The following is a 22,913-nucleotide window of genomic DNA, read 5'->3' on the forward strand; positions in this document are numbered from 1 at the left end:
ACTATGAAACTTCATACTCTACTATCAAGATTAAAGCCTTTAGTGAATCTTCCGTCTGAAAATCCGGAAATCACTGGAGTTGAAATGGATTCAAGAAATGTAAAACCAGGTTATTTATTCATCTGTATTGAAGGATATACAGTTGATGGCCACAATTACGTAAAACAAGCGATTGAAAAAGGCGCAGTAGCGATCCTAGCACAAAAACCAATTGAATCGAATGTTCCAGTAGCTTATGTGAAAGACACAAATCGTTCGATGGCTGTTATTGGTAATACCTTTTATGAAAACCCAACACATAAACTGAATCTAGTTGGTATTACTGGTACAAATGGTAAGACTACAACTTCATATATTATTGAAGAAATCGTTAAACACAATAAGAAAAAAACAGGTGTCATTGGGACAATCGGTATGAAAATTGGAGAAGAGATTTTTGAAACAAAAAATACAACTCCAGATAGTTTAACTTTACAATCAATGTTTGCAAAAATGGTTGAAGCAAATGTGGATACTGCGGTAATGGAAGTTTCATCACATGCATTACATTTAGGGCGTGTTCATGGCTGTGAATATGATATTGCGGTTTTTACAAATCTATCACAGGATCACTTAGATTATCATGGCACGATGGAAGAATATAAAAAAGCTAAAGGCTTATTATTTTCTCAATTAGGTAATAGCTTCACAGCGGATAAACCTAAATTTGCCATATTAAACAATGATGATCCTGCTTCTTTAGAATATATGAAGTTTACACAAGCTAATCTAATAACTTATGGTTTAAGTCAAGAAGCTGACTTGTTTGCAGATGAAATTGAATTAACGAATGCTGGTACTAGATTCACATTACATTTTTTAAATAAACAATATGTTGTAGAAATGAATCTTATTGGTATATTTAACGTATATAATGTGTTAGCCGCAATTGGTGCAGGAATCGCATTAAATATAGAAATGAAGACAATCCTAGACGCAGTTGCAACGATTGAAGGCGTACCAGGGCGTTTCCAAGCAGTTAATGCTGGTCAAGATTTTACAGTTATTGTAGACTATGCCCATACACCAGATAGTTTAGAAAATGTATTAAATACTGTTAAGCAATTTGCAAAAAATGATATTTTTACAGTTGTTGGTTGTGGTGGAGATCGTGATCGAACAAAACGACCTCTAATGGGTAAGATTGCAGCAGAACTTTCAACAAATGCGATCTTTACATCTGATAATCCAAGAACAGAAGACCCAACTTTAATTTTAGAAGACATGAAACGCGGATTAGAGCATAATAATATTACGGTAATAGAAGATCGTAAAAAAGCTATAACATTTGCGATTCAAAATGCAAAAAAACATGATATTATTGTTATTGCAGGTAAAGGGCATGAGACATATCAGATTGTAGGAACGAATGTATCACATTTTGATGATGTTGAAGAAGCTAAAGAAGCAATTTTACAAAGAAGAGGATAATATCCTCTTCTTTGTAATGTGAAAAATTGATTTCATAATTCTTTATAAAAGAATTAAACTATGAAGTAAACAACAAAGAAGAGAACTTGGAAAGGAGGGCGAATAATGTTAGAACCGTCAATTTTAGTTGCTATGATTTCAGCATTTATCATTGCAGTCATTTTATCGCCTATTTTTATACCGTACTTAAGAAAACTTAAATTTGGACAGAGTATTCGAGACGAAGGTCCACAATCTCATAAAAAGAAATCAGGAACCCCAACAATGGGTGGAATTATTATATTAATTTCTTTAAGTTTATCTGCACTTTTAATTTCTATGTATTTTGATGTTTTATCAACACGTACATATGTATTATTATTTGTTACAATTTGTTTTGGAGTAATTGGATTTTTAGATGACTATATTAAAGTTGTTAAAAAAAGAAACCTTGGACTAACATCAAAACAAAAATTTATTTGCCAAGTTATTGTGTCAATCATCGTCTTTTTTGCAATCCGTGCTATGGGAATTTCTACATCAATTTCGATTCCAGGGACAGATTATTCTTTTGACTTAGGCTTTATCTATGTATTATTAATTATCTTTATGCTAGTTGGTACTTCAAACGCTGTAAATTTAACAGATGGATTAGATGGACTTGTGTCAGGGACAGCGGCAATTGCATTTGGTGCATATGCAGTTCTTGCTTATAACCAACAGCAGCTTGATGTTGCAATATTTTCAATTGCTGTTGTAGGAGCTGTTTTAGGTTTCTTAGTATTTAATGCACACCCTGCAAAGGTCTTTATGGGAGATACAGGCTCATTAGCATTAGGTGGGGCATTAGCTGCAATTGCAATCGTTACACACTTAGAAATTTTACTTGTTATTATTGGTGGTATTTTTGTAATCGAAACACTATCAGTTATGATTCAAGTTGCATCTTTTAAAGCAACTGGTAAGAGAGTATTTAAAATGAGTCCCCTACACCATCATTATGAATTATCTGGATGGTCAGAATGGCGTGTAGTTGTAACATTTTGGTTTGTAGGATTACTTTTTGCATTATTAGGAATCTATATTGAGGTGTGGATGTAATTGAATAATATATCGAACTTTCAAAATAAAAATGTATTAGTGTTAGGAATGGCAAAGAGCGGTTATGCAGCTAGTAAATTGTTAAAAAAATTAGGTGCGACTGTAACCGTTAATGATCGAACTCCATTTGAACAAAATGAAATCGCGCAAAAGCTAAAAAGTGAAGGTTTTAACGTAGTTTGTGGTGAGCATCCACTATCGTTATTAGATGATCAACCATTTTGCATTGTTAAAAATCCAGGAATTCCATATACGAATCCATTATTAATCGAAGCTGTAAAGCGTAATATTCCGATTTATACGGAAATAGAACTTGCATATTTAATAAGTGAAGCACCATTTATTGGAATTACAGGCTCAAATGGAAAAACGACAACGACAACTTTAGCATTAAATATGTTAGAAGAAGGCAATAAAAAACCACTTGTTGCAGGAAATATTGGTACTGTCGCTTGTGAAGTTGCTGAAAGAGCAAATGAAGATCAGATCATTGTAACTGAGCTTTCTTCATTTCAATTGATGGGAATCGAAAGTTTCCGCCCAAAAATTTCATTAATCACAAATATTTTTGAAGCGCATTTAGACTATCATGGTTCAAAAGATGAGTATATTAAGGCAAAAGCCAATATATTTAAAAATCAAACCGAAAATGACTTTGCTGTCGTTAATTTTGATGATGAAAATGTAATGGCAATGGCTTCTCAAATAAGAGCGAAAATTATTCCGTTCTCGACAACTAAAATTGTGCAAGATGGCGCATATGTCCAAAATGGCTTTATCTATTTTAAAGAGAAAAAAGTAATTGAAGTTGAAAAAATCGTTTTACCAGGTAAACATAATTTAGAAAATATATTAGCAGCAGTAGCAATTTCTAAACTTCTCGATGTTGAAAACGATGCAATTGAAAAAGTATTAACAACTTTCACGGGTGTAGAGCATCGACTTCAGTTTGTTACAGAAATTAATAAGAGAAAGTTTTATAATGACTCAAAAGCTACTAATATTTTAGCAACACAAAAAGCTATTTCTTCTTTTCAAAAACCAGTTATTTTAATAGCAGGTGGATTAGATCGAGGAAATGGGTTTGATGATTTAATTCCTTATTTTAAAAATGTAAAAAAAATGGTCACTTATGGTCAAACAGCAGATAAATTAATTGAATCAGCAGAAAAAGCAGGAATGAAAGCAGTAAAATCGGTAGATAATGTTGAAGATGCTGTAAATGAAGCATTCGCTCATTCAGAAGTTGGAGATATTATTTTATTGTCACCTGCTTGTGCAAGCTGGGATCAATTTAAGACTTTTGAAGAACGTGGTAATAAATTTATACAAGCAGTGCATAAATTAATGTAAGGCTTGTTTAATTCAAAAGTTGAGGTGTATTTAAGTGCCAACAAAGAAAAATAGTCCTGACATGATTCTTGTTCTCGTTACGCTATCATTATTAACAGTCGGTATGATTATGGTTTACAGTGCTAGTGCAATATGGGCATCTTATAAGTTTCATGATTCGTTCTTTTTTGCTAAACGGCAATTATTATTTGCTGGGGTTGGAGTAGTTGGGATGTTTGTTGTTTCAAATATTGACTACTGGCTTTTCAGAACACACGCAAAAAAAATATTAATCGCTTGTTTTATCTTGTTGGTACTAGTACTTGTACCTGGAGTTGGTCTAGTACGAGGTGGTGCACGAAGTTGGATTGGTATAGGTGCATTCTCAATTCAACCCTCTGAGTTTATGAAACTTGGAATGATGGTTTTCCTATCAAAATACTTAGCAGACAATCAGAAAAATATTACGTCTTTTAAAAAGGGACTTGTACCAACATTAGGTCTTGTATTTTTGGCATTTGGTTTGATTATGCTTCAACCAGATTTAGGAACAGGTACAGTTATGGTTGGTACTTGTGTAATCATCATATTCGTAGCCGGAGCAAGAATTTCTCATTTTATGGGATTGGGTATTGTTGGGGTAGCAGGATTTGTTGGCCTTATAGCTTCTGCTCCGTATCGAATAAAAAGGATTACATCATTTCTAGATCCGTGGTCTGATCCATTAGGAACTGGATTCCAAATTATTCAATCACTGTATGCAATTGGTCCAGGTGGATTATTTGGTTTAGGATTGGGACAAAGTAGACAAAAATTTATGTATTTGCCTGAACCACAAACTGATTTTATTTTTGCTATTCTATCAGAAGAACTAGGATTTATTGGTGGAACTTTTGTCATTTTATTATTCTCTTTATTACTTTGGAGAGGGATACGAATTGCCTTAAGTGCCCCTGATTTATTCGGTACTTTTTTAGCAGTAGGAATTGTCTCAATGATTGCAATACAAGTAATGATTAATATTGGTGTTGTAATTGGTTTAATGCCTGTAACAGGGATTACATTACCATTTTTAAGTTATGGTGGTTCATCACTAACATTAATGCTATTAGCCGTAGGTGTATTATTAAATATTAGTAGACATGCGCGCACATAAAAGGGTCGACTTAAAATTGAAATAAGTACATGATGTACTTGTTTCAATGACAGGTCGGTCTTTTTCTTTATTTTTATAGAAAAAACAATTAGAATGATAGTGATAAAATTGGTATAATAACTACTTAAACTGCTTAAAGCTATTTATGTATTGTAATTTAGGAGGATCTTTATGAAAATTTTAGTTAGTGGTGGGGGTACTGGTGGTCATATTTATCCAGCACTTGCGCTAATTAAAGAGTTAAAAAAACAAGATTCCAATGTAGAATGCTTATATGTTGGTACAGAAAATGGATTAGAAAAAGGGATTGTCTCTAAAGCAAACATACCTTTTAAATCTATTGTTATTACAGGGTTCAAAAGAAGCGTATCATTAGAGAATTTTAAAACAGTGTATCGATTCTTAAAAGGTGTTTCAGATAGTAAGAAGATCATTCGTGAATTTAAGCCAGATGTAGTCGTTGGTACTGGTGGATATGTTTGTGGTCCTGTCGTTTTTGCTGCAGCAAAGCTAGGGATTCCGACAGTTATACATGAACAAAATAGTATACCTGGATTAACAAATAAATTCTTAAATCGTTATGTAACAAAAGTTGCAATTTGTTTTGAAGAGGTTGCTGATTATTTTAATAAAGAGAAAGTCGTTTTTACTGGAAACCCGAGAGCTTCTGAAGTACTTGGACAATCAAATCCTGCAGTATTAGAATCATTAGGATTAAAACCAGGTAAACGAACAGTATTAATTGTAGGTGGTTCTAGGGGAGCAAGACCTATACATCAAGCTTTCTTAAAGAGTGTTAATCAATTAGGTGAAAAAGATTACCAATTGATTTATGTAACGGGCGAAGTACATTACGATTCTGTAATTGAGGAAATAAATAAAGTAGGTAACCCAGAAAATGTAGTGGTGAAGCCATTTTTACATAATATGCCTGAAATATTAAGAGAAGTGGATTTAGTTGTTTCAAGAGCAGGGGCAACTACATTAGCAGAATTAACAGCATTAGGAAAGCCTAGTATCTTAATACCAAGTCCCTATGTAACGAATAATCATCAGGAGGTAAATGCTAGGTCACTTGAGAAAAATGGTGCAGCAATTGTACTATTGGAAAAAAACTTTAATAGTGAATATTTAGTAACTGAAATTGAAAAAGTATTACTAAATCCTATTAAACTGGAAGAGATGAAAAAGGCATCATTAAAAATGGGTGTACCTGATGCTGCAAAAAAACTAGTTAATGTATTAGAGAAAATAAGTAAATGAACTTGCACGAACAAGTTTGAAATAAAATAAGAATATAATAGAGGGTACTATAAGCTAAAGGGGGAAATATACCGAATGTTTGAATCGAAATTAAAGGAAGTATTAAATGACTCGAGTCTTCTAATAAATGAGCCTTTAGCAAATCATACGACAATGAAGATTGGAGGACCAGCTGAGTATTTGGTCATTCCTAAAACTGTGGATGAAATTAAAGAGATTATTAACCTTGCAAATGAACATGGCGTAAATATGACAGTAATCGGAAGAGGGTCAAATTTACTTGTATCGGATCAAGGTATTGAAGGTGTCGTAATTAAAATAAGTGATTGCTTAGATCACATTGAAGTAAACGGTACAAAAGTAGTTGTAGGTGCAGGTTATTCAGTTATTCGTTTAGCTACTCAACTTAGTAGAAAAGGATTATCTGGTTTAGAGTTTGCAAGTGGAATTCCTGGTAGTGTTGGTGGCGGTGTATATATGAATGCAGGTGCTCATCAATCCGATTTTTCTAATATTACTTCTAGAGCACATATTCTATTTCCTGATGGAACAATGGAATGGTTATCAAATGAAGAATTAGAATTTTCTTATCGAACTTCAGTTTTACAACATAAACGTAAAGGATTCGTTATAGAAGCAGAACTTCAGCTTCAAGAAGGATCAAAAGAAGCATCAACTGCATTAATGCAAAAAAACAAAGATTATCGAAGAGAAACACAGCCTTGGAATTATCCATGTGCTGGAAGTATTTTCCGTAATCCATTACCACAGTATGCTGGTAATTTAATTGAACGTGCTAATTTAAAAGGATATCAAATTGGTGGAGCGAAGGTTTCTGAAATGCATGGTAACTTTATTGTAAATGCTGGAAATGCCACTTCAAAAGATGTATTAGACTTAATAGCATTTATTAAGAAAACTATATTAGAAAAATTTGATGTACAACTTGAAACAGAAGTAGAAATTGTTGGGAAAAAAATGTAAGTTTCTTCTAAACTACCCATATTATATGCTATAATTTACATAGCATATGATGACCAAAATAGAATGGCATTCATTTGCTATTCTATTTTTTATTATTCTATTATTAAGTCAAGAACACTCGTGATTTAAATTATGAGATGAGTCGACTTCGGATTCAATATAGTATAAAAGCGTCATATTATTTTACTATACTAGTATTCGACATGAAGTATAAGATAAAATCATATCGGACACTTGAACTAGAACGAATTCAAGTATGGTGCTTGTTGCGTAAATAGAACTTGTTTGGTGGTTGTCGTTTGCCAATACCTCTCGAAAGTCGCAAAGTCATGAGGAGTTCAATATTCTTACATTACTTCTTAAGTAAAAGTAAATTAAAAAGGTATTTTTTAGTTGAACATTGATAATGGAGGCATATTTATGCAGGAAAATAAGATTATTAGTTTAGAAGACCGTGTACCTGTTTTACGTAATAAAAAACGTAAAAAAGCAAATATGCGATTACTGGTCACAATTCTTGTGTTTTTTTCTTTGCTTTTATGTGTATTGTATTTCCAAACATCAATTGGTTCAAAAATTAACTTAGTAATTAATGGAAACCAACTGTACTCTGATAAAGAAATTCAAAAGTTAGCTGATGTTAGCGTTGAGGATAGCTTTTTAACAGTTAGGTCAAAAAAGGTAGTAGATCAGCTTGAAAGCCAAAACACAATTCAATCTGCAATCGTACATAAAAGATTTCCTAATAAAGTAGTCATTGATGTAAAAGAATTCCAGCCTGTTGGACAAGGTTTATTCAGTGGGAAAAAGTATCTATTGTTAGAAAGTGGAGTGCTTATTAAAGAGAAAAATTCACTAGGAAATACTACAGCACCTGATTTGGTTGGTTGGAAACAAGGAGACGAGTTACAGGAAATGGCTGCGGAATTGAAAAAAATGCCAAAAAGTATTTTTCATTCAATTTCTGAAATAGATTATACGCCAAGTAAAGATGATCCTTTGTTAATAACAGTTTATACGAATGAAGGGTATGAAGTAAGGACAACGATTCGAAAATTCTCAAATAAAATGTCAAATTACCCATTAATTTTAAAGTCAATACCTAAAGATCAAAAAGGGATTATCCATTTAGAAATGGGTGCTTATTTTTCTCCTTATAGCACTGAGCAAAATTAGGCTATTTAACATTAGTAAACAGTACATTCAAGTCTTTTTTAACTTTGCATGTTAGTGTAGACTAGGAATTAAATAGCAATAATGAAAAAAATTAAAAAGATTATGAAAAATCAAACTTAAAAAAAGAGGAAAACACCCGTAAATGTTGAATAGATGTCATATATGATATTTAAGAATGAAATGATGTTAGATTATAATAGATAGAGAGAAAAAGGAGGTGCCATCATGAACAGCAATGAGATCTATGTGAGTCTTGACGTTGGAACTTCAACAATTAAAGTAATCATAGGAGAACTAGTTAACGACACACTTAACATTATCGGTGTTGGTAATGTTAAATCTTCGGGCTTAAAACGTGGGTCAATAGTTGATATAGATGAAACAGTCAAATCAATCAAAAAAGCAATTGATCAAGCAGAAAGAATGGTTGGCATTCATATTGACAAAGTAATTGTAGGGGTAAGTGCGAATCAAGTGCAGTTGATTAGTACAAACGGCGTAGTAGCAGTATCTAAAGAAAATAAAGAAATTGACAATGAAGATGTTTTAAGAGTAATGGATCAAGCTCAAGTAATTTCTATACCACCGGAAAGAGAAATTATCGATGTTGTTCCACATGAATACATTGTTGATGGCCTTTCTGAGGTAAAAGACCCAAGAGGAATGATCGGTGTACGCTTAGAAATGGAAGGTACATTAATCACTGGTTCAAGAACTCTAGTACATAATATACTTCGTTGCGTTGAAAGAGCGGGGTTAGAAGTTACGGATATTTGTTTACAACCTATGGCTGCAAGTACGATAGCACTAAAGCAGGATGAGAAAAACTTAGGTGTAGCACTTGTTGACATTGGTGGAGGCTCAACAACAATTTCTCTATTTAGAGAAGGTGTATTAATGGCAACTTCAGTCCTACCTGTTGGAGGGGAACATATTACAAAAGATATATCTATTGGACTGAAAACTTCAACAGAAGATGCAGAAAAAATTAAAGTGAAGTTTGGACATGCTTTTTATGATACTGCATTACCTGAAGAAGTATTAAGTGTACCAATAATGGGTAGTGAGCAACATCAACAATACAGTCAGCAAGAAATTTCCGATATTATTGAAGCTAGATTAGAAGAAATCTTCATTATGGTTCAAAATGAGCTTGTAAGAATGAGAGGTAGCAATTTACCTGGTGGATATGTTTTAACTGGTGGTACAGTAACAATGACTGGTGTAATCGATTTAGCTCAGAAGGTATTTAAAAATAATGTAAGGGTTGCAACACCAGACTATATTGGTGTAAGAGAACCTCAATACATTACTGGTGTAGGTCTAATCAAGTATGCTTTTTATAAATCAAAAATGCGTGGAAAAAAACTTAGCTCTAATATTGCATTCGAATCAAATGAACGAAAACCTGTAGCTGTTTCAAATTCAAATACAAAACCAAAACAGCAGGATGAAGAACGCGTCATGAGTAAAGTTAAAAGCATTTTTAAATATTTATGGGATTAAATTTGTGATGAATTTGAATAGTAGGGGGATCAATCATGTTAGATTTTGATACAAATGTAGATGCATTAGCGAAGATAAAAGTAATTGGTGTAGGTGGCGGAGGAAATAACGCGGTTAACCGAATGATTGAACATGGAGTACAAGGTGTAGATTTTATTGCTGTGAATACAGATGCACAAGCTCTTAATCTATCAAAAGCTGAAGTGAAAATGCAAATCGGTGGCAAACTTACTCGTGGTTTAGGGGCAGGAGCTAATCCAGAAGTAGGTAAAAAAGCAGCAGAAGAAAGTAGAGAACAATTACAAGAAGCTCTTAAAGGAGCAGACATGGTATTCGTAACTGCTGGAATGGGTGGCGGTACAGGAACAGGTGCAGCTCCAGTGATTGCACAAGTAGCAAAAGAATTAGGTGCATTAACTGTAGGTGTAGTTACTCGTCCATTTACATTTGAAGGTAGAAAGCGTTCAACTCAAGCGGCTACAGGAATCGCTGCAATGAAGGAAAGCGTTGATACTTTAATCGTTATTCCTAATGACCGATTATTAGAAATCGTTGATCGTAATACCCCAATGCTAGAAGCATTCCGCGAAGCAGATAATGTACTTCGTCAAGGGGTTCAAGGTATTTCTGACTTAATCGCTGTTCCGGGATTAATTAACCTTGACTTTGCAGATGTTAAGACAATTATGTCTAATAAAGGTTCTGCATTAATGGGTATCGGTGTTGCTGGTGGAGAAAATCGTGCGGCTGAAGCAGCTAAAAAAGCTATTTCTAGTCCATTATTAGAAACTTCAATTAACGGTGCGCAAGGTGTACTTATGAATATCACTGGTGGAACGAACTTAAGTTTATATGAAGTTCAAGAAGCAGCAGATATCGTCTCAACCGCTTGTGATGCAGAAGTAAATATGATTTTCGGTTCTGTAATCAATGAAAACTTAAAGGATGAAATTATTGTAACGGTTATTGCGACTGGATTTGAAGGTGTCATTACAGCACCGCCTACGCCAAAACCAATGGCAAGACAAACAATTTCAACGCCAACTCAATCTCCACAACCAACTATTAAACGCGAACCAATTCGCGAAGAAGTTCCGGTTGTAGAAACAACTAAAAATGTAACTAGTCTAGATGACTTAGATATTCCAGCGTTCTTACGTAATCGTAAAAGACGCTAATAAATGTAAAAACCAAGATAAGATGAATCTCTTATCTTGGTTTTTTTATTCTTTTGAGTAATGGTTTTGTAAACTCGTGAGATTACTGATGACATTCTTGAACTTTTCGTTACAGCCTTTAGGAAACAAAACACCTAAACCATGTGAATGTGTAAATTCAAAAGATGGGAATTGTTGTTTAATGCCTTCCCAAAATTTATAAACTCCAAAATCTACAATTCTTACTTCAGTGTCATGGATCAAAACAATCCCTTCATTCGACACTTTTGGTAACCAAGTAATGTAATCATGTTGCACGGCTTCAAAAGTATGAAACCCGTCAATATGAAGTATGTCGATTGAATGATCTTCGAAATGCTGAATTGCTTCGTCAAAAGATTTACGGATCATATTAGCTTCTTTTTGGTAATGTTTATGAACAACTTCATGTACTGTATCAAAAACTTCATTACTATACAGTCCACTATGCAAATCACCTTGCCAAGTATCAACCGCAAAACATTCACATGACAGATTATGATCTTTCACACTTTGACAAAAACAGAAAAAAGAAAAGCCATAGTGTGTACCTAATTCTACAATTATTTTTGGTTTTACGAAATGAACTAAATCGTAAGCAAATTTAGCGTGCCCCTTCCAAGCAGAGTGCTGTCTAATTGATGGTTTCGTTTTGTCAAACTCAAAAATGGGTGAATGAAAAATCCAGCTATCCAATTCCTCACTCCTTATTTAGGCAGAATTAAATGAAAAAAAGTGAAAGATTTTTATAAAATATGACCTGTCTAATCCGTATTTTGAAAATGTATTGTCGAAAAACTCTTCAATAAAGATACCTTATTTTGACAGACTTCTTACCGTGCTCATCCTATACTTACATATAAATGAATATTCTATAGAGGATGGCGAACAAAATTGGTGATATATGGAGATCTTGTTTGGTTATTAAACTTGTTAATGGACTTCTTGATCATTCAGTTGACAGGCTTAATTCTAAAAAGAAATGTATCTATTTTGCGGTCATTGTTAGGAGCATTGTTAGGCTCAATCGTTGTTTTAATGACGTTCACTCCTTATGCATATGTTGTTGGCTCACCCTTTATGAAAATATTATTATCGTTTTTCATCGTATTTTTTGCATTTGGACGTCAACGAATTATCACTTTTTTACAGCTATTAAGTATCTTCTATTTTTCAACATTCATTTTAGGTGGTGCATTATTAGGCCTACATTATTTATTTGCCAGCAATGAATCAAATTTAACAAAATCATCTTTTTATGGTGATCCTGTTAGTTGGTATTTTGTAATTGGTATGCTACCAATCGTCATATTTTACGCTAGAAAATCGATCAATCAAATCTCGTTTACAAAATGGAAAATGAATGAAATGTATGAAATGGAAATTGTGTGGCGGAACACTTCGATTAAAATTAGAGGGTTAATGGATAGTGGTAACTCTCTACATGAACCTCTTTCTAGGAAACCAGTTATTATTTTAGATTGTTCTACTAGTGATTATGGATTACCGATCGAACTAGTAAAGATAGTTAGGGACCCTGAAAATAATTTGCATAATACTGATGCACTAGACGTCTTAAGTTTTTTTCAAGGAACCTATATACCTTATAAAAGCATTGGTCAAAGTAATCAATTCCTCGTTGCAATAAAACCTACTGTTGTAAAATTGAAAATTAATGGGAAATGGTATTCATCGAGTTCGGTTTTAGTTGGATTGAGTCATGTTACTTTGTCTTCAGACAATTTATATGAATGTATCCTTCATCCAAAAATGATGCAGGGAACAATTAATGAAATTGCATAGGAGGTAGAAAATGAATCGATTTTTCTTAAAACTAAAGTTAGGTTTGTATAAGCTGTTAGTAAAACTTGGTTTGAAAGCCGATGAAGTATACTACATTGGGGGAAGTGAAGCATTACCACCTCCTTTGACAAGAGAAGAAGAAGAAAAGCTTTTACAGAAACTACCGAATGGAGATTTAGGGGCTAGATCACTATTAATTGAAAGAAATCTAAGATTGGTAGTTTATATCGCTAGAAAGTTTGAAAATACTGGGATTAATATTGAAGATTTGATTAGCATTGGTACAATTGGATTAATAAAAGCCGTTAATACCTTTAATCCGGAGAAGAAAATTAAATTGGCTACATACGCTTCAAGATGTATCGAAAATGAAATTCTGATGCATTTACGTAGAAATAATAAAAACCGTTCTGAAGTATCATTCGATGAGCCATTAAACATTGATTGGGATGGAAATGAATTATTACTTTCTGATGTATTAGGTACAGAGGATGATATCATTACAAAAGACCTAGAAGCAAATGTCGATAAATCATTACTAACAAAGGCATTAGATCAACTAAACGATCGTGAAAAACAAATAATGGAACTACGATTTGGACTAGATGGGACCGAAGAAAAAACCCAAAAAGATGTAGCTGATATGCTAGGTATATCGCAATCTTATATATCTCGATTAGAAAAACGCATTATTAAAAGACTTCGAAAAGAGTTTAATAAAATGGTTTAACATAAGTAAGAACCGATTAGAATTGAGTTTTTCAAATCTAATCGGTTTTTTCCTATGTGTGAAGAATTTATTAATATTTTTTTCATTCATTTAGCACTGGAAATCATTGAATTTCTCCTATTTGATAGGTGTTTTATTACAAAAATTATTATTTTTGTATATTTTATTTTGTGCATAAATTTTCCACCGAAGGAGATACTTACCTATAGTACAGCAACTCCAAGTAGGAGGGAACATCATGACACGAAACAAAGTAGAAATATGCGGTGTAGATACATCAAAGCTTCCAGTTTTAAAGAATGATGAGATGCGTAAGTTATTTCATGCAATGCAAAGCGGTGACAAAAGCGCAAGAGAAACAATCGTAAATGGTAATTTACGACTTGTCCTAAGTGTAATTCAGCGTTTTAATAATCGCGGAGAATTTGTGGATGACTTATTTCAAGTAGGCTGCATAGGCCTTATGAAGTCTATTGATAATTTTGATTTAAGCCAAAATGTAAAATTTTCGACGTATGCTGTACCGATGATTATTGGTGAAATAAGAAGATATTTAAGGGATAATAACCCAATAAGAGTGTCTAGATCCTTAAGAGACATTGCTTATAAAGCATTACAAGTAAGAGAGCGATTATTAGCAGAGAATTCAAAAGAACCAACTCCTGTTCAAATCGCAGAAGTACTAGGCGTAACACATGAAGAAATAGTCTTTGCATTAGATGCAATTCAAGACCCAGTTTCGTTATTTGAACCAATATATAATGATGGCGGAGATCCAATCTTTGTAATGGATCAGCTAAGTGACGATAAAAACAAGGACGAGCAATGGGTTGAAGAACTAGCACTGCGCGAAGGAATGAAACGACTAAACGATCGAGAAAAAATGATCATCAGCAAACGATTTTTCCAAGGAAAAACACAAATGGAAGTCGCCGAAGAAATCGGCATTTCCCAAGCACAAGTATCCAGACTAGAAAAATCAGCAATAAAACAAATGAACAAAAATATACAGGGGTAAACGAAATGTGGAGCAAGCTCGCCCAGCTCTGAAAGGAATATCTCCATTCATCTGAAGAAGTGGTGGTTTTTCCACTTCGAAGATTAATGGAATATTACCGAAGAGCTAGCTTGCGGAACTAGACAACAAGAAAAGCGGAGGCGACTGGTCAGCTCCGACAAGCATAAGACGGTTTCCGCTAAAGGTTTGCTTTTTAACCTTTAGCGGAAATTGGCTTATGACCTCGAGGAGCTAGGAGCCGCAGCTAGACAACAAGAAAAGCGGAGGCGACTGGTCAGCTCCGACAAGCATAAGACGGTTTCCGGTAAAGGTTCGCTTTTTAACCTTTAGCGGAAATTGACTTATGACCTCGAGGAGCTAGGAGCCGCAGCTAGACATCGAACATATTTCTTAGACAAAAAGAAAGTTCCTTTTAAATCTATTTCGGAAATTCTCTTAAAACTTTGAGGCAAACAATTGGAGCCTAACTAAAATCAAGCATCAATTCCTGTATAAGATTTGCAAATTGTAATGAATGAAATTGATAAACAAACAAATATATAATCTAAATAATCCAATAACTAAATAGTTAAACTGGAAGAATGAAAATAAGTTATTAATGTGTTAGACAATGGAGGAACATCGAACAACATTGTCTAACACATTTTTATTTGAATTTTATCATGATGTTTGGGCCTTGCTTCATATATTTTATAAAAAGGAAGGTGAAGTTTTATGGCCAGAATTTCAGATTTTCAAGTTAAAGATGTTGTAAATGTTGCCGATGGAAAGAAATTAGGAAATATTGTTGATTTAGATATTGATCAATCAAGTGGAAAAATCACATCGATTATTTTAACAAAGCCAGGGAAAGGCTTAAACTTTTTTAGTAAAGAAGAGGAAATGACAATTTATTGGAATGATATTGTGAAAATAGGTGAAGATGTTATTTTAGTAAAATATCGTTCGTCTGTGGATTTAGATGAAAATCAAGCAAGTCCAGTAAAATTCACTTAAGGAAAATTTGTCGACAGACGTGCTTTTTAGGGGGAAGTCAAAGGCGTAGTTTGTTATTATACTTTATATATTTAACTGGAATTACGTCGAGTATAATGCCTAATTGCTAATTTTTACTTTCGAATGTGAAAAAAATAATTGTGTTTTGTCAAAAATAATCAAAAATGTGAAATCTATGGTAAAATATAGGAAACCATCAACTGGTTGACATATATATTTACTAAATTAGTTTCTGTGAGGTCTTATAAATATGAAAGAGAGCTTCATTCAATCGACTGAAAGTACTTTTATGATTCAACCTTGGGAAGACTCATATAAACATTTAGTTGCAGGATTTACAACAAAAAATGATGGAGTGAGCCAAGGTTGTTTCACCTCTTTTAATCTTGGATTACATGTAAATGACTCGAAGGATATTGTCGTAAAAAATAGAGAACTCCTTGCGAGTAAATTAGCGTTTTCAAAGACAAAATGGGTTTGTTCAGAACAAGTTCATGGGAATAATGTCGTGAAAGTAACAAAAAAAGATTGTGGAAAAGGTGTTACTGATTACGAAAGTAGTATCGAGACAACTGATGGATTTTATACAAATGAGGAAAATATATTATTAACATCTTGTTATGCAGATTGTGTTCCATTGTATTTTCTTGAACCAACAAGTAAATTTATTGGTTTAGCACATGCAGGTTGGAAAGGCACGGTCCAAAACATTGGTGGGCGTCTAATCGAAAAATGGATTAAAGAAGAAAACCTACAACTGAAAAATATCCAAGTTGCGATCGGGCCATCAATTGGTGATTGTTGTTATGAGGTAGATGATTTTGTGATGAATAAGCTAAATGATGCTTTTGAACACAAAATTCCTAATAATATTTTAACTATTTTACAAAACGGAAAATTTAAATTGAATTTAAAAGAAGCAAACAAACAATTACTCATTAAATTGGGTATTAGTGAAAAAAATATACTTATGACAAATTATTGTACAAGTTGTAACCCGAACTTATTTTTTTCTCATCGTAGAGATGGTGGGAAAACAGGAAGAATGATGAGTTTTATTGGTTGGAGGAATTAGCATCATGACAGTCAAACAAAATTACGAACGTATTAGTGAACAAATTAATGCAGCCAAAGTAAGAGCAAATCGAAATGATGAAATCACTTTAATTGCTGTTACGAAACAAGTATCTACCGATGTAGCTAAGGAAGTTTTAGCTGAAGGTATACATCAATTAGGCGAAAACCGTTTAGAAGGTCTGAAGGAAAAACAAGATCACATAAAAAGCGATGATGTTGTTTGGCATTTTATTGGTTCACTTCAAACTAGAAAAGTAAAAGACGTCATACATAGAATAGATTATTTACATTCATTAGATCGACTATCCTTAGCAGAGGAAGTACAAAAAAGAGCAGTTGAACCATTAAAATGTTTCCTACAGGTTAACGTATCTGGAGAAGACTCAAAGCATGGCATCCATCCAAATGATGTGATTGAATTTGCTAGACAAGTTTCAGAATTTGATAAAGTACAAGTTGTTGGGTTAATGACAATGGCACCTTTCACGGAAGATGTAGCCATCATTCGAAATAGTTTCAAAGGTTTAAAGGAATTACAAGAAAAAGTCAAAGATCTACAGATTGCAAATATTCCATGTTCTGAATTATCAATGGGTATGTCTAATGATTTTGAAATAGCAATAGAAGAAGGTGCTACATTCATAAGAATAGGCACTGATTTAGTAGGAAAGGGAAGGTAGAGAAGATGAGTATTATTGGGAAAGTAAGAAACTTTTTTGCAATGGAAGATGAGTATGAAGATGATGATTATGAATACGAAGAGCAACAACAGCAACAGCAACAAAAACAATATCAACAACAAAAACAATATCAACAACAACAATTTACTAAACATGAAGAAATTAACCATGAGCGTAATGCTTCAAAGCAAAAATTAGTAAGTATACCGGGAGGAGCTTCTTTGTCGTCAAAAGTTGTATTAGCGCAGCCGCGTGAATATGCAGAAGCACAGGATGTTGCAGACCATTTAAAATCAAAAAAAGCAGTTGTAATCAATTTACAACAAATGCAAATCGATCAAGCTAAACGATTTGTTGATTTCTTGAGTGGCACAGTTTATGCAATAAGTGGAGATATAAAAAAAATTGGTACAAATACATTTATTTGTACACCTGATAATATTGATATTTCCGGAACGATTACAGATATGTTATTTGAGGAAGACAATTCCATTAAAAGGTGGTAATTAAATGGATTTACTTTTTTATATTTTATACAAATTAATCTCATACTATAGAATCGTCATTGTCATTCATATTATTTTATCTTGGTTCCCTCAAATAAGACAATCAGGCTTCGGTCGCTTAATTGGTAGGTTATCTGAACCATATTTAGAGCCGTTCCGTCGAATTGTTCCATCAATTGGTATGTTTGATTTTTCACCAATTGTTGCATTATTTGCACTAGAATTTGCTGGAATTGGTATTGCAAATATTTCTCGTTACTTTTAAAGAGAGAATCTTACAGGTTCTCTTTTTTAATTAATATTGATAGTTTGATGAAAAAGAGGATTGTATAAATGAGTATTTATGATCATTTTCGAAAAGAAGAACATGTTTTCGTAGACAAGGTTCTCAGTTGGAAGGAACAGGCAATTGAACGCTATTCTATTAAGTTGACGGATTTTCTAGATTTAAGAGAACAAATGATTATGCAATCAATTATCGGAAATCAAGGGGAGTGTTTTGTTGCTTTTTTTGGTGGACATGAGGATTGTGAACGAAAGCGTGCAATTATTTATCCGAGTTTTTATGCACCTGTTGAAGAAGATTATTCTTTGGTAGCATTTGAATTAGTTTATGCAACGAAATTTCACAGCTTATCCCATCGGCAAGTATTAGGAACATTAATGTCGTTAGGAATCACAAGAGGGAAATTTGGTGATATTCTAATAAAAAATGATAGGATCCAAGTGATTGTTGCGGATGAAATAGCAAGTTTTGTAGAAAATAACTTAAATTCTATAGGAAAATCGCCGGTTAAATTAAGAAGCATTCCATTGAAAGAATTGATCAAATCAGATGATGTTTGGCAAACTAATAATGGGACTGTATCCTCACTAAGATTAGATGTCCTATTAAGTGAATTTTATAATATACCAAGACAAAAAGCTCAAAGTTTAATTAAAGCTGAACACGTTAAAGTTAATCAGCGAGTTATTGACTCTACTTCATTTTTATGTGAAGAAGGCGATTTATTCTCTGTCAAAGGTTTTGGTAGAGGGATGTTAATGTCAATTGATGGTTTATCAAAAAAAGAAAAATGGCGGATAAACTACGGTGTTAAAAAATAGTCAGAAATTGTAGAAGGAAAAACGTAGAAACTGTCGAAAATTTATTATAACCTATAAATAAAGAACATACATAAATGGAGGTGGCTTAATTGCCTTTAACACCACTTGATATTCATAATAAAGAATTTGGTAAAAGTTTTCGTGGCTATGATGAAGATGAGGTTAACGAGTTTTTAGATCAAGTCATTAAAGATTATGAATTAGTTATTCGTGAGAAGAAACAATTAGAAGAACAAATTCTTGATATGAAAGAAAGATTAAAGCATTTTTCTACTATAGAAGAAACTTTAAATAAGTCAATACTGATTGCGCAAGAAGCTGCTGAAGATGTAAAAGGTAGTGCCCAAAAAGAAGCTAAATTGATTATTAAAGAAGCGGAGAAAAATGCAGATCGCATTATCAATGAAGCTTTAATTAAATCTAGAAAAGTAACGATGGAGTTTGAAGAGCTTAAAAAGCAATCAAAAGTTTTCCGAACTCGTTTAAGAATGGCAATTGAAACTCAATTAGAAATGTTAGGTCATGAAGATTGGGATCATATTTTAGAAGATAAAGAAACAGAAGAAATCGCAAACTAAGTCGTATAAGCCTTGACGATTAATAAAGTTTTAACATATAATTTATTAGATATTAATAGTAAATCGGTGACAGGGAAGAGTACTTCTATAAATCTAGGTAGCGAGTCAAGGATAGTGTAAGCTTGATGTAGAAAATAGAAGGAAAATCACCCTAGAGTGCTTTTCTGAAAATGAGTAAGAAAAGACGTTTCATTCACGTTACGAATGCTAAGTGGACAATGATTTAATCAAATTTATTGTCAATTAGGGTGGTACCACGGGAAACCTTTCTCGTCCCTTTTTTGGGATGAGGAAGGTTTTTTTTCGTCTATACGATTTATTATACATAATAGACAACTCCACTAATAAAAGGATTGTAAGATGGATACAATGCGTTAATGTGGAATTTAAAAAATGGAAAGTAAGCTGGCATTTTAGTTTAAGACTTGCTAAAAAAACGTCTAGCTTTAAATCAAGCTTAAAAAGTTTAAAAATGGAGGAAAGCAAATGGAGTACAAAGATACGTTACTTATGCCAAAAACTGAATTTCCTATGAGAGGGAATTTACCTCAACGTGAGCCACAAATTCAGGAAGAGTGGGACAAAAAAGATATTTATGCAACAGTTCAAAAACATAATGAAGGAAAACCGTCATTTATTTTACATGATGGACCACCTTATGCAAATGGTGACCTTCATATGGGACATGCACTTAATAAAGTATTAAAGGATTTCATTGTACGTTTTTATAATATGAATGGATACCGTTCTCCTTACGTTCCAGGTTGGGATACACACGGTTTACCGATTGAACAAGCATTAGCAAATAAAAAAGTAAATCGAAAAGAAATGTCAGTAGCAGAATTCCGTAAACTATGTGAAGAATATGCTTACGAGCAAGTAGAGCGTCAAAAAGAACAATTTAAACGTCTAGGAATTTTAGGTGATTGGAACCGACCATATATCACACTTGAAAAAGAATATGAAGCAGAACAAATTAAAGTATTCGGTAAAATGGCTACTAAGGGATTAATCTATAAAGGTCTTAAACCAGTATATTGGTCTCCATCAAGTGAATCTGCACTTGCAGAAGCGGAAATCGAATACCAAGATAAGCGTTCAGCATCAATCTATGTTGCATTTGCAGTTGAAAACGGAAAAGACGTTTTAAAGGGTGGAGAGAAATTCATTATTTGGACAACAACTCCATGGACAATCCCAGCTAACTTAGCTGTTTGTTTACATCCTGACTTAAGCTACGATGTTGTATCAGTAAATGGTGACAAGTTTGTAGTTGCTAGTGAGTTAAGAGAATCTGTAGTAAATGAACTAGGGTGGGAAGATACAGTAGTTGAAAAGACTTTCAAAGGTGGAGAACTTGAAGGAATTATTTGTAAGCATCCATTATATGATCGTCAATCAGTTGTTATTTTAGGAGATCATGTAACAACTGACGCTGGTACAGGTTGTGTTCATACTGCACCAGGTCATGGTGAAGATGACTTCCGTGTAGGTCAGCAATATGGATTAGAAGTACTTTGTCCAGTAGACGAAAAAGGTGTTTTAACGAAGGAAGCTCCTGGATTTGAAGGTTTATTCTATGATGAAGCTAATAAAGCAGTTACAAAAGCATTAGAAGAAAAAGGTGCTTTATTAAAATTACAATTTATCACACACTCATATCCACATGACTGGAGAACAAAAAAGCCAATTATCTTCCGTGCAACTGCACAATGGTTTGCATCAATTGAAGCAATTCGTGAGCAATTAATGCAAGCTGTTCAAGATACTAAGTGGTTCCCAAATTGGGGTGAAACTCGTCTATTTAACATGGTTCGTGATCGTGGAGATTGGTGTATCTCACGTCAACGTGTATGGGGAGTACCAATCCCAGTATTTTATGCTGAAGACGGAGAAGCCATTATTACTGAAGAAACAATTGAACATGTTTCGAACTTATTTAAAGAGCATGGTTCAAATATTTGGTTTGAAAAAGAAGCAAAAGAATTATTACCAGAAGGATTTACACATCCTGGTTCACCAAATGGTAAATTCACAAAAGAGAAAGATATTATGGATGTATGGTTTGATAGTGGATCATCACATCAAGCAGTGTTAAACACTCGAGAAGAATTATCTTTCCCTGCTGACATTTACTTAGAAGGTTCTGACCAATACCGTGGTTGGTTTAACTCTTCATTAAGTACAAGCGTTGCTGTAACAGGTCAAGCTCCTTACAAAGCTGTAGTAAGCCATGGCTTTGTTTTAGACGGTGAAGGTCGTAAGATGAGTAAATCAATCGGAAATATCGTCTTACCATCAAAAATTATGAATCAATATGGTTCAGATATATTACGTTTATGGGTAGCTTCTGTAGATTATCAATCAGATGTTCGTATTTCTGACGCATTAATGAAACAAGTTGCTGAAGTATACCGTAAAATCCGTAATACATTCCGTTTCTTATTAGGAAACTTAGATGGATTTAACGCAGAACAAGATGCTTTAAAATATGAAGAGCTACGCGAATTAGATCAATACATGCTAGTTAAGTTAAACAATGTGGTTAAATCAGTTCGTGAATCATACGAGAAATATGAATTTGCAAATGTATACCACACAATTCAAAACTTCTGTACAACAGAATTAAGTTCATTCTATTTTGATTTATCAAAAGATATTTTATATATTGAGCCAAAAACGAATAAAGATCGTTTAGCGATTCAAACTGTATTACATGAATCATTACAAGCATTAACTCGTTTAGTTGCTCCAATTTTACCTCATACTGCTGAAGAAGTTTGGTCACATATGGCAGGAACTACAGTTGATAGTATTTTCTTAACTGAAATGCCAGATGTTAAAGATTTCGGCGATACTCAAAGCCTTGAAGCTAAATGGGAAAAATTCATGGATTTACGTGACGACGTATTAAAAGCACTTGAAGTTGCACGTAATGAAAAAGTAATCGGTAAATCTCTAACTGCATCAGTGAAAATCTATCCAAATGCAGAAGTAGAGGAGCTATTGAATTCAATTAATGAAGACTTCAAACAATTATTAATTGTATCTCAAGTAGAAATTGCAAATAGTAATGAAAAAGCTCCTGAAACAGCTCAAACATTTGATACATTAAGTATTGAAGTAACTCCTGCGACAGGTGAAACTTGTGAACGATGCTGGGTAGTTACTGAAGAAGTTGGAAAAGATGAAACGCACCCGACACTTTGCTTACGTTGTGCAAGTGTAGTTAAAGATATGTAATTAATATGTTGT

General features: G+C 33.4%; 21 protein-coding genes and 1 other annotated feature. Of the genes, 20 read left to right on the forward strand and 1 reads right to left on the reverse strand.

Annotated features, from left to right (window positions below):
- The first annotated feature begins 3 nt into the window (after positions 1–3).
- The 9 genes from ACSBO6_RS06815 to ftsZ all read left to right on the forward strand — a co-directional run bounded on the left by ACSBO6_RS06815 (position 4) and on the right by ftsZ (position 11,145).
- Positions 4–1,470: a UDP-N-acetylmuramoyl-L-alanyl-D-glutamate--2,6-diaminopimelate ligase gene (locus ACSBO6_RS06815; RefSeq protein WP_498844399.1), complete on the forward strand. Its 1,467-nt coding sequence runs from the start codon at positions 4–6 to the stop codon at positions 1,468–1,470.
- Between the two features lie 105 nt (positions 1,471–1,575).
- On the forward strand, positions 1,576–2,550 hold the full coding sequence (gene mraY, locus ACSBO6_RS06820; RefSeq protein ID WP_498844400.1) for a phospho-N-acetylmuramoyl-pentapeptide-transferase: 975 nt from the start codon (positions 1,576–1,578) through the stop codon (positions 2,548–2,550).
- The gene (murD, locus tag ACSBO6_RS06825; protein ID WP_098846770.1) at positions 2,551–3,903 is read left to right on the forward strand and encodes a UDP-N-acetylmuramoyl-L-alanine--D-glutamate ligase; all 1,353 of its coding nucleotides are present in this window, start codon (positions 2,551–2,553) and stop codon (positions 3,901–3,903) included. It abuts the gene before it with no gap.
- A gap of 34 nt (positions 3,904–3,937) precedes the next feature.
- Positions 3,938–5,038 carry a stage V sporulation protein E gene (gene spoVE / locus ACSBO6_RS06830; protein ID WP_142339234.1) on the forward strand — a complete coding sequence of 367 codons (1,101 nt, stop codon included), beginning with the start codon at positions 3,938–3,940 and terminating at the stop codon, positions 5,036–5,038.
- A gap of 171 nt (positions 5,039–5,209) precedes the next feature.
- A complete protein-coding gene (gene murG / locus ACSBO6_RS06835; RefSeq protein ID WP_098846769.1) occupies positions 5,210–6,301 on the forward strand; it encodes an undecaprenyldiphospho-muramoylpentapeptide beta-N-acetylglucosaminyltransferase in 1,092 nt (363 codons plus the stop codon).
- Between the two features lie 75 nt (positions 6,302–6,376).
- Positions 6,377–7,285 carry a UDP-N-acetylmuramate dehydrogenase gene (gene murB, locus ACSBO6_RS06840; RefSeq protein WP_098846768.1) on the forward strand — a complete coding sequence of 303 codons (909 nt, stop codon included), beginning with the start codon at positions 6,377–6,379 and terminating at the stop codon, positions 7,283–7,285.
- Positions 7,286–7,705: 420 nt separating this feature from the next.
- Positions 7,706–8,461, forward strand: a complete 756-nt coding sequence (locus ACSBO6_RS06845; RefSeq protein WP_098846767.1) for a cell division protein FtsQ/DivIB — start codon at positions 7,706–7,708, stop codon at positions 8,459–8,461.
- 225 nt (positions 8,462–8,686) lie between these two features.
- Positions 8,687–9,967 carry a cell division protein FtsA gene (gene ftsA, locus ACSBO6_RS06850; protein ID WP_098846766.1) on the forward strand — a complete coding sequence of 427 codons (1,281 nt, stop codon included), beginning with the start codon at positions 8,687–8,689 and terminating at the stop codon, positions 9,965–9,967.
- Positions 9,968–10,002: 35 nt separating this feature from the next.
- Complete coding sequence (ftsZ, locus tag ACSBO6_RS06855; protein WP_098846765.1) at positions 10,003–11,145, forward strand: cell division protein FtsZ; 1,143 nt, start codon at positions 10,003–10,005, stop codon at positions 11,143–11,145.
- A 45-nt stretch (positions 11,146–11,190) separates the two neighbouring features.
- Here the strand turns inward: ftsZ and ACSBO6_RS06860 are convergent, their stop codons facing one another.
- Positions 11,191–11,859, reverse strand: a complete 669-nt coding sequence (locus ACSBO6_RS06860) for a class I SAM-dependent methyltransferase (protein WP_498844401.1) — start codon at positions 11,857–11,859, stop codon at positions 11,191–11,193.
- Between the two features lie 201 nt (positions 11,860–12,060).
- On the opposite strand from ACSBO6_RS06860, the gene spoIIGA reads away from it, so the two are divergent.
- From spoIIGA to ileS, 11 genes are all read left to right on the forward strand, one after another.
- The gene (spoIIGA, locus tag ACSBO6_RS06865; RefSeq protein WP_286138348.1) at positions 12,061–12,966 is read left to right on the forward strand and encodes a sigma-E processing peptidase SpoIIGA; all 906 of its coding nucleotides are present in this window, start codon (positions 12,061–12,063) and stop codon (positions 12,964–12,966) included.
- Between the two features lie 10 nt (positions 12,967–12,976).
- A complete protein-coding gene (gene sigE / locus ACSBO6_RS06870) occupies positions 12,977–13,696 on the forward strand; it encodes an RNA polymerase sporulation sigma factor SigE (RefSeq protein WP_056471072.1) in 720 nt (239 codons plus the stop codon).
- A 238-nt stretch (positions 13,697–13,934) separates the two neighbouring features.
- Positions 13,935–14,714 (forward strand): RNA polymerase sporulation sigma factor SigG, encoded by a 780-nt coding sequence (gene sigG, locus ACSBO6_RS06875; RefSeq protein WP_098846762.1) that lies wholly within the window; start codon positions 13,935–13,937, stop codon positions 14,712–14,714.
- 714 nt (positions 14,715–15,428) lie between these two features.
- Positions 15,429–15,710 carry a YlmC/YmxH family sporulation protein gene (locus tag ACSBO6_RS06880; protein ID WP_098846761.1) on the forward strand — a complete coding sequence of 94 codons (282 nt, stop codon included), beginning with the start codon at positions 15,429–15,431 and terminating at the stop codon, positions 15,708–15,710.
- A gap of 250 nt (positions 15,711–15,960) precedes the next feature.
- A complete protein-coding gene (pgeF, locus tag ACSBO6_RS06885; RefSeq protein ID WP_498844402.1) occupies positions 15,961–16,785 on the forward strand; it encodes a peptidoglycan editing factor PgeF in 825 nt (274 codons plus the stop codon).
- 4 nt (positions 16,786–16,789) lie between these two features.
- Positions 16,790–17,467, forward strand: coding sequence for a YggS family pyridoxal phosphate-dependent enzyme (locus tag ACSBO6_RS06890; RefSeq protein ID WP_498844403.1), 678 nt, complete (start codon positions 16,790–16,792; stop codon positions 17,465–17,467).
- A gap of 5 nt (positions 17,468–17,472) precedes the next feature.
- Complete coding sequence (locus ACSBO6_RS06895) at positions 17,473–17,973, forward strand: cell division protein SepF (RefSeq protein ID WP_098846758.1); 501 nt, start codon at positions 17,473–17,475, stop codon at positions 17,971–17,973.
- A 4-nt stretch (positions 17,974–17,977) separates the two neighbouring features.
- Positions 17,978–18,238: a YggT family protein gene (locus ACSBO6_RS06900; protein ID WP_098846757.1), complete on the forward strand. Its 261-nt coding sequence runs from the start codon at positions 17,978–17,980 to the stop codon at positions 18,236–18,238.
- 68 nt (positions 18,239–18,306) lie between these two features.
- The gene (locus ACSBO6_RS06905; protein WP_098846756.1) at positions 18,307–19,080 is read left to right on the forward strand and encodes a YlmH family RNA-binding protein; all 774 of its coding nucleotides are present in this window, start codon (positions 18,307–18,309) and stop codon (positions 19,078–19,080) included.
- A gap of 89 nt (positions 19,081–19,169) precedes the next feature.
- A complete protein-coding gene (locus tag ACSBO6_RS06910; RefSeq protein WP_098846755.1) occupies positions 19,170–19,658 on the forward strand; it encodes a DivIVA domain-containing protein in 489 nt (162 codons plus the stop codon).
- Positions 19,659–19,715: 57 nt separating this feature from the next.
- Positions 19,716–19,939: a binding site (T-box leader), on the forward strand.
- A gap of 205 nt (positions 19,940–20,144) precedes the next feature.
- Positions 20,145–22,901 (forward strand): isoleucine--tRNA ligase, encoded by a 2,757-nt coding sequence (gene ileS / locus ACSBO6_RS06915; protein ID WP_098846754.1) that lies wholly within the window; start codon positions 20,145–20,147, stop codon positions 22,899–22,901.
- The last annotated feature ends 12 nt before the right edge of the window (positions 22,902–22,913 follow it).

This window comes from Bacillus sp. AL-1R (assembly GCF_052180195.1).
GTDB lineage: Bacteria > Bacillota > Bacilli > Bacillales > Bacillaceae_G > Gottfriedia.

Coding starts and splice junctions, on each gene's coding strand:
- ACSBO6_RS06815 (WP_498844399.1), top strand. CDS start 4: ATGAAACTTCATACTCTACTATCAAGATTAAAGCCTTTAGTGAATCTT.
- mraY (WP_498844400.1), top strand. CDS start 1,576: ATGTTAGAACCGTCAATTTTAGTTGCTATGATTTCAGCATTTATCATT.
- murG (WP_098846769.1), top strand. CDS start 5,210: ATGAAAATTTTAGTTAGTGGTGGGGGTACTGGTGGTCATATTTATCCA.
- murB (WP_098846768.1), top strand. CDS start 6,377: ATGTTTGAATCGAAATTAAAGGAAGTATTAAATGACTCGAGTCTTCTA.
- ACSBO6_RS06845 (WP_098846767.1), top strand. CDS start 7,706: ATGCAGGAAAATAAGATTATTAGTTTAGAAGACCGTGTACCTGTTTTA.
- ftsA (WP_098846766.1), top strand. CDS start 8,687: ATGAACAGCAATGAGATCTATGTGAGTCTTGACGTTGGAACTTCAACA.
- ftsZ (WP_098846765.1), top strand. CDS start 10,003: ATGTTAGATTTTGATACAAATGTAGATGCATTAGCGAAGATAAAAGTA.
- sigE (WP_056471072.1), top strand. CDS start 12,977: ATGAATCGATTTTTCTTAAAACTAAAGTTAGGTTTGTATAAGCTGTTA.
- sigG (WP_098846762.1), top strand. CDS start 13,935: ATGACACGAAACAAAGTAGAAATATGCGGTGTAGATACATCAAAGCTT.
- ACSBO6_RS06880 (WP_098846761.1), top strand. CDS start 15,429: ATGGCCAGAATTTCAGATTTTCAAGTTAAAGATGTTGTAAATGTTGCC.
- pgeF (WP_498844402.1), top strand. CDS start 15,961: ATGAAAGAGAGCTTCATTCAATCGACTGAAAGTACTTTTATGATTCAA.
- ACSBO6_RS06890 (WP_498844403.1), top strand. CDS start 16,790: ATGACAGTCAAACAAAATTACGAACGTATTAGTGAACAAATTAATGCA.
- ACSBO6_RS06895 (WP_098846758.1), top strand. CDS start 17,473: ATGAGTATTATTGGGAAAGTAAGAAACTTTTTTGCAATGGAAGATGAG.
- ACSBO6_RS06900 (WP_098846757.1), top strand. CDS start 17,978: ATGGATTTACTTTTTTATATTTTATACAAATTAATCTCATACTATAGA.
- ACSBO6_RS06905 (WP_098846756.1), top strand. CDS start 18,307: ATGAGTATTTATGATCATTTTCGAAAAGAAGAACATGTTTTCGTAGAC.
- ileS (WP_098846754.1), top strand. CDS start 20,145: ATGGAGTACAAAGATACGTTACTTATGCCAAAAACTGAATTTCCTATG.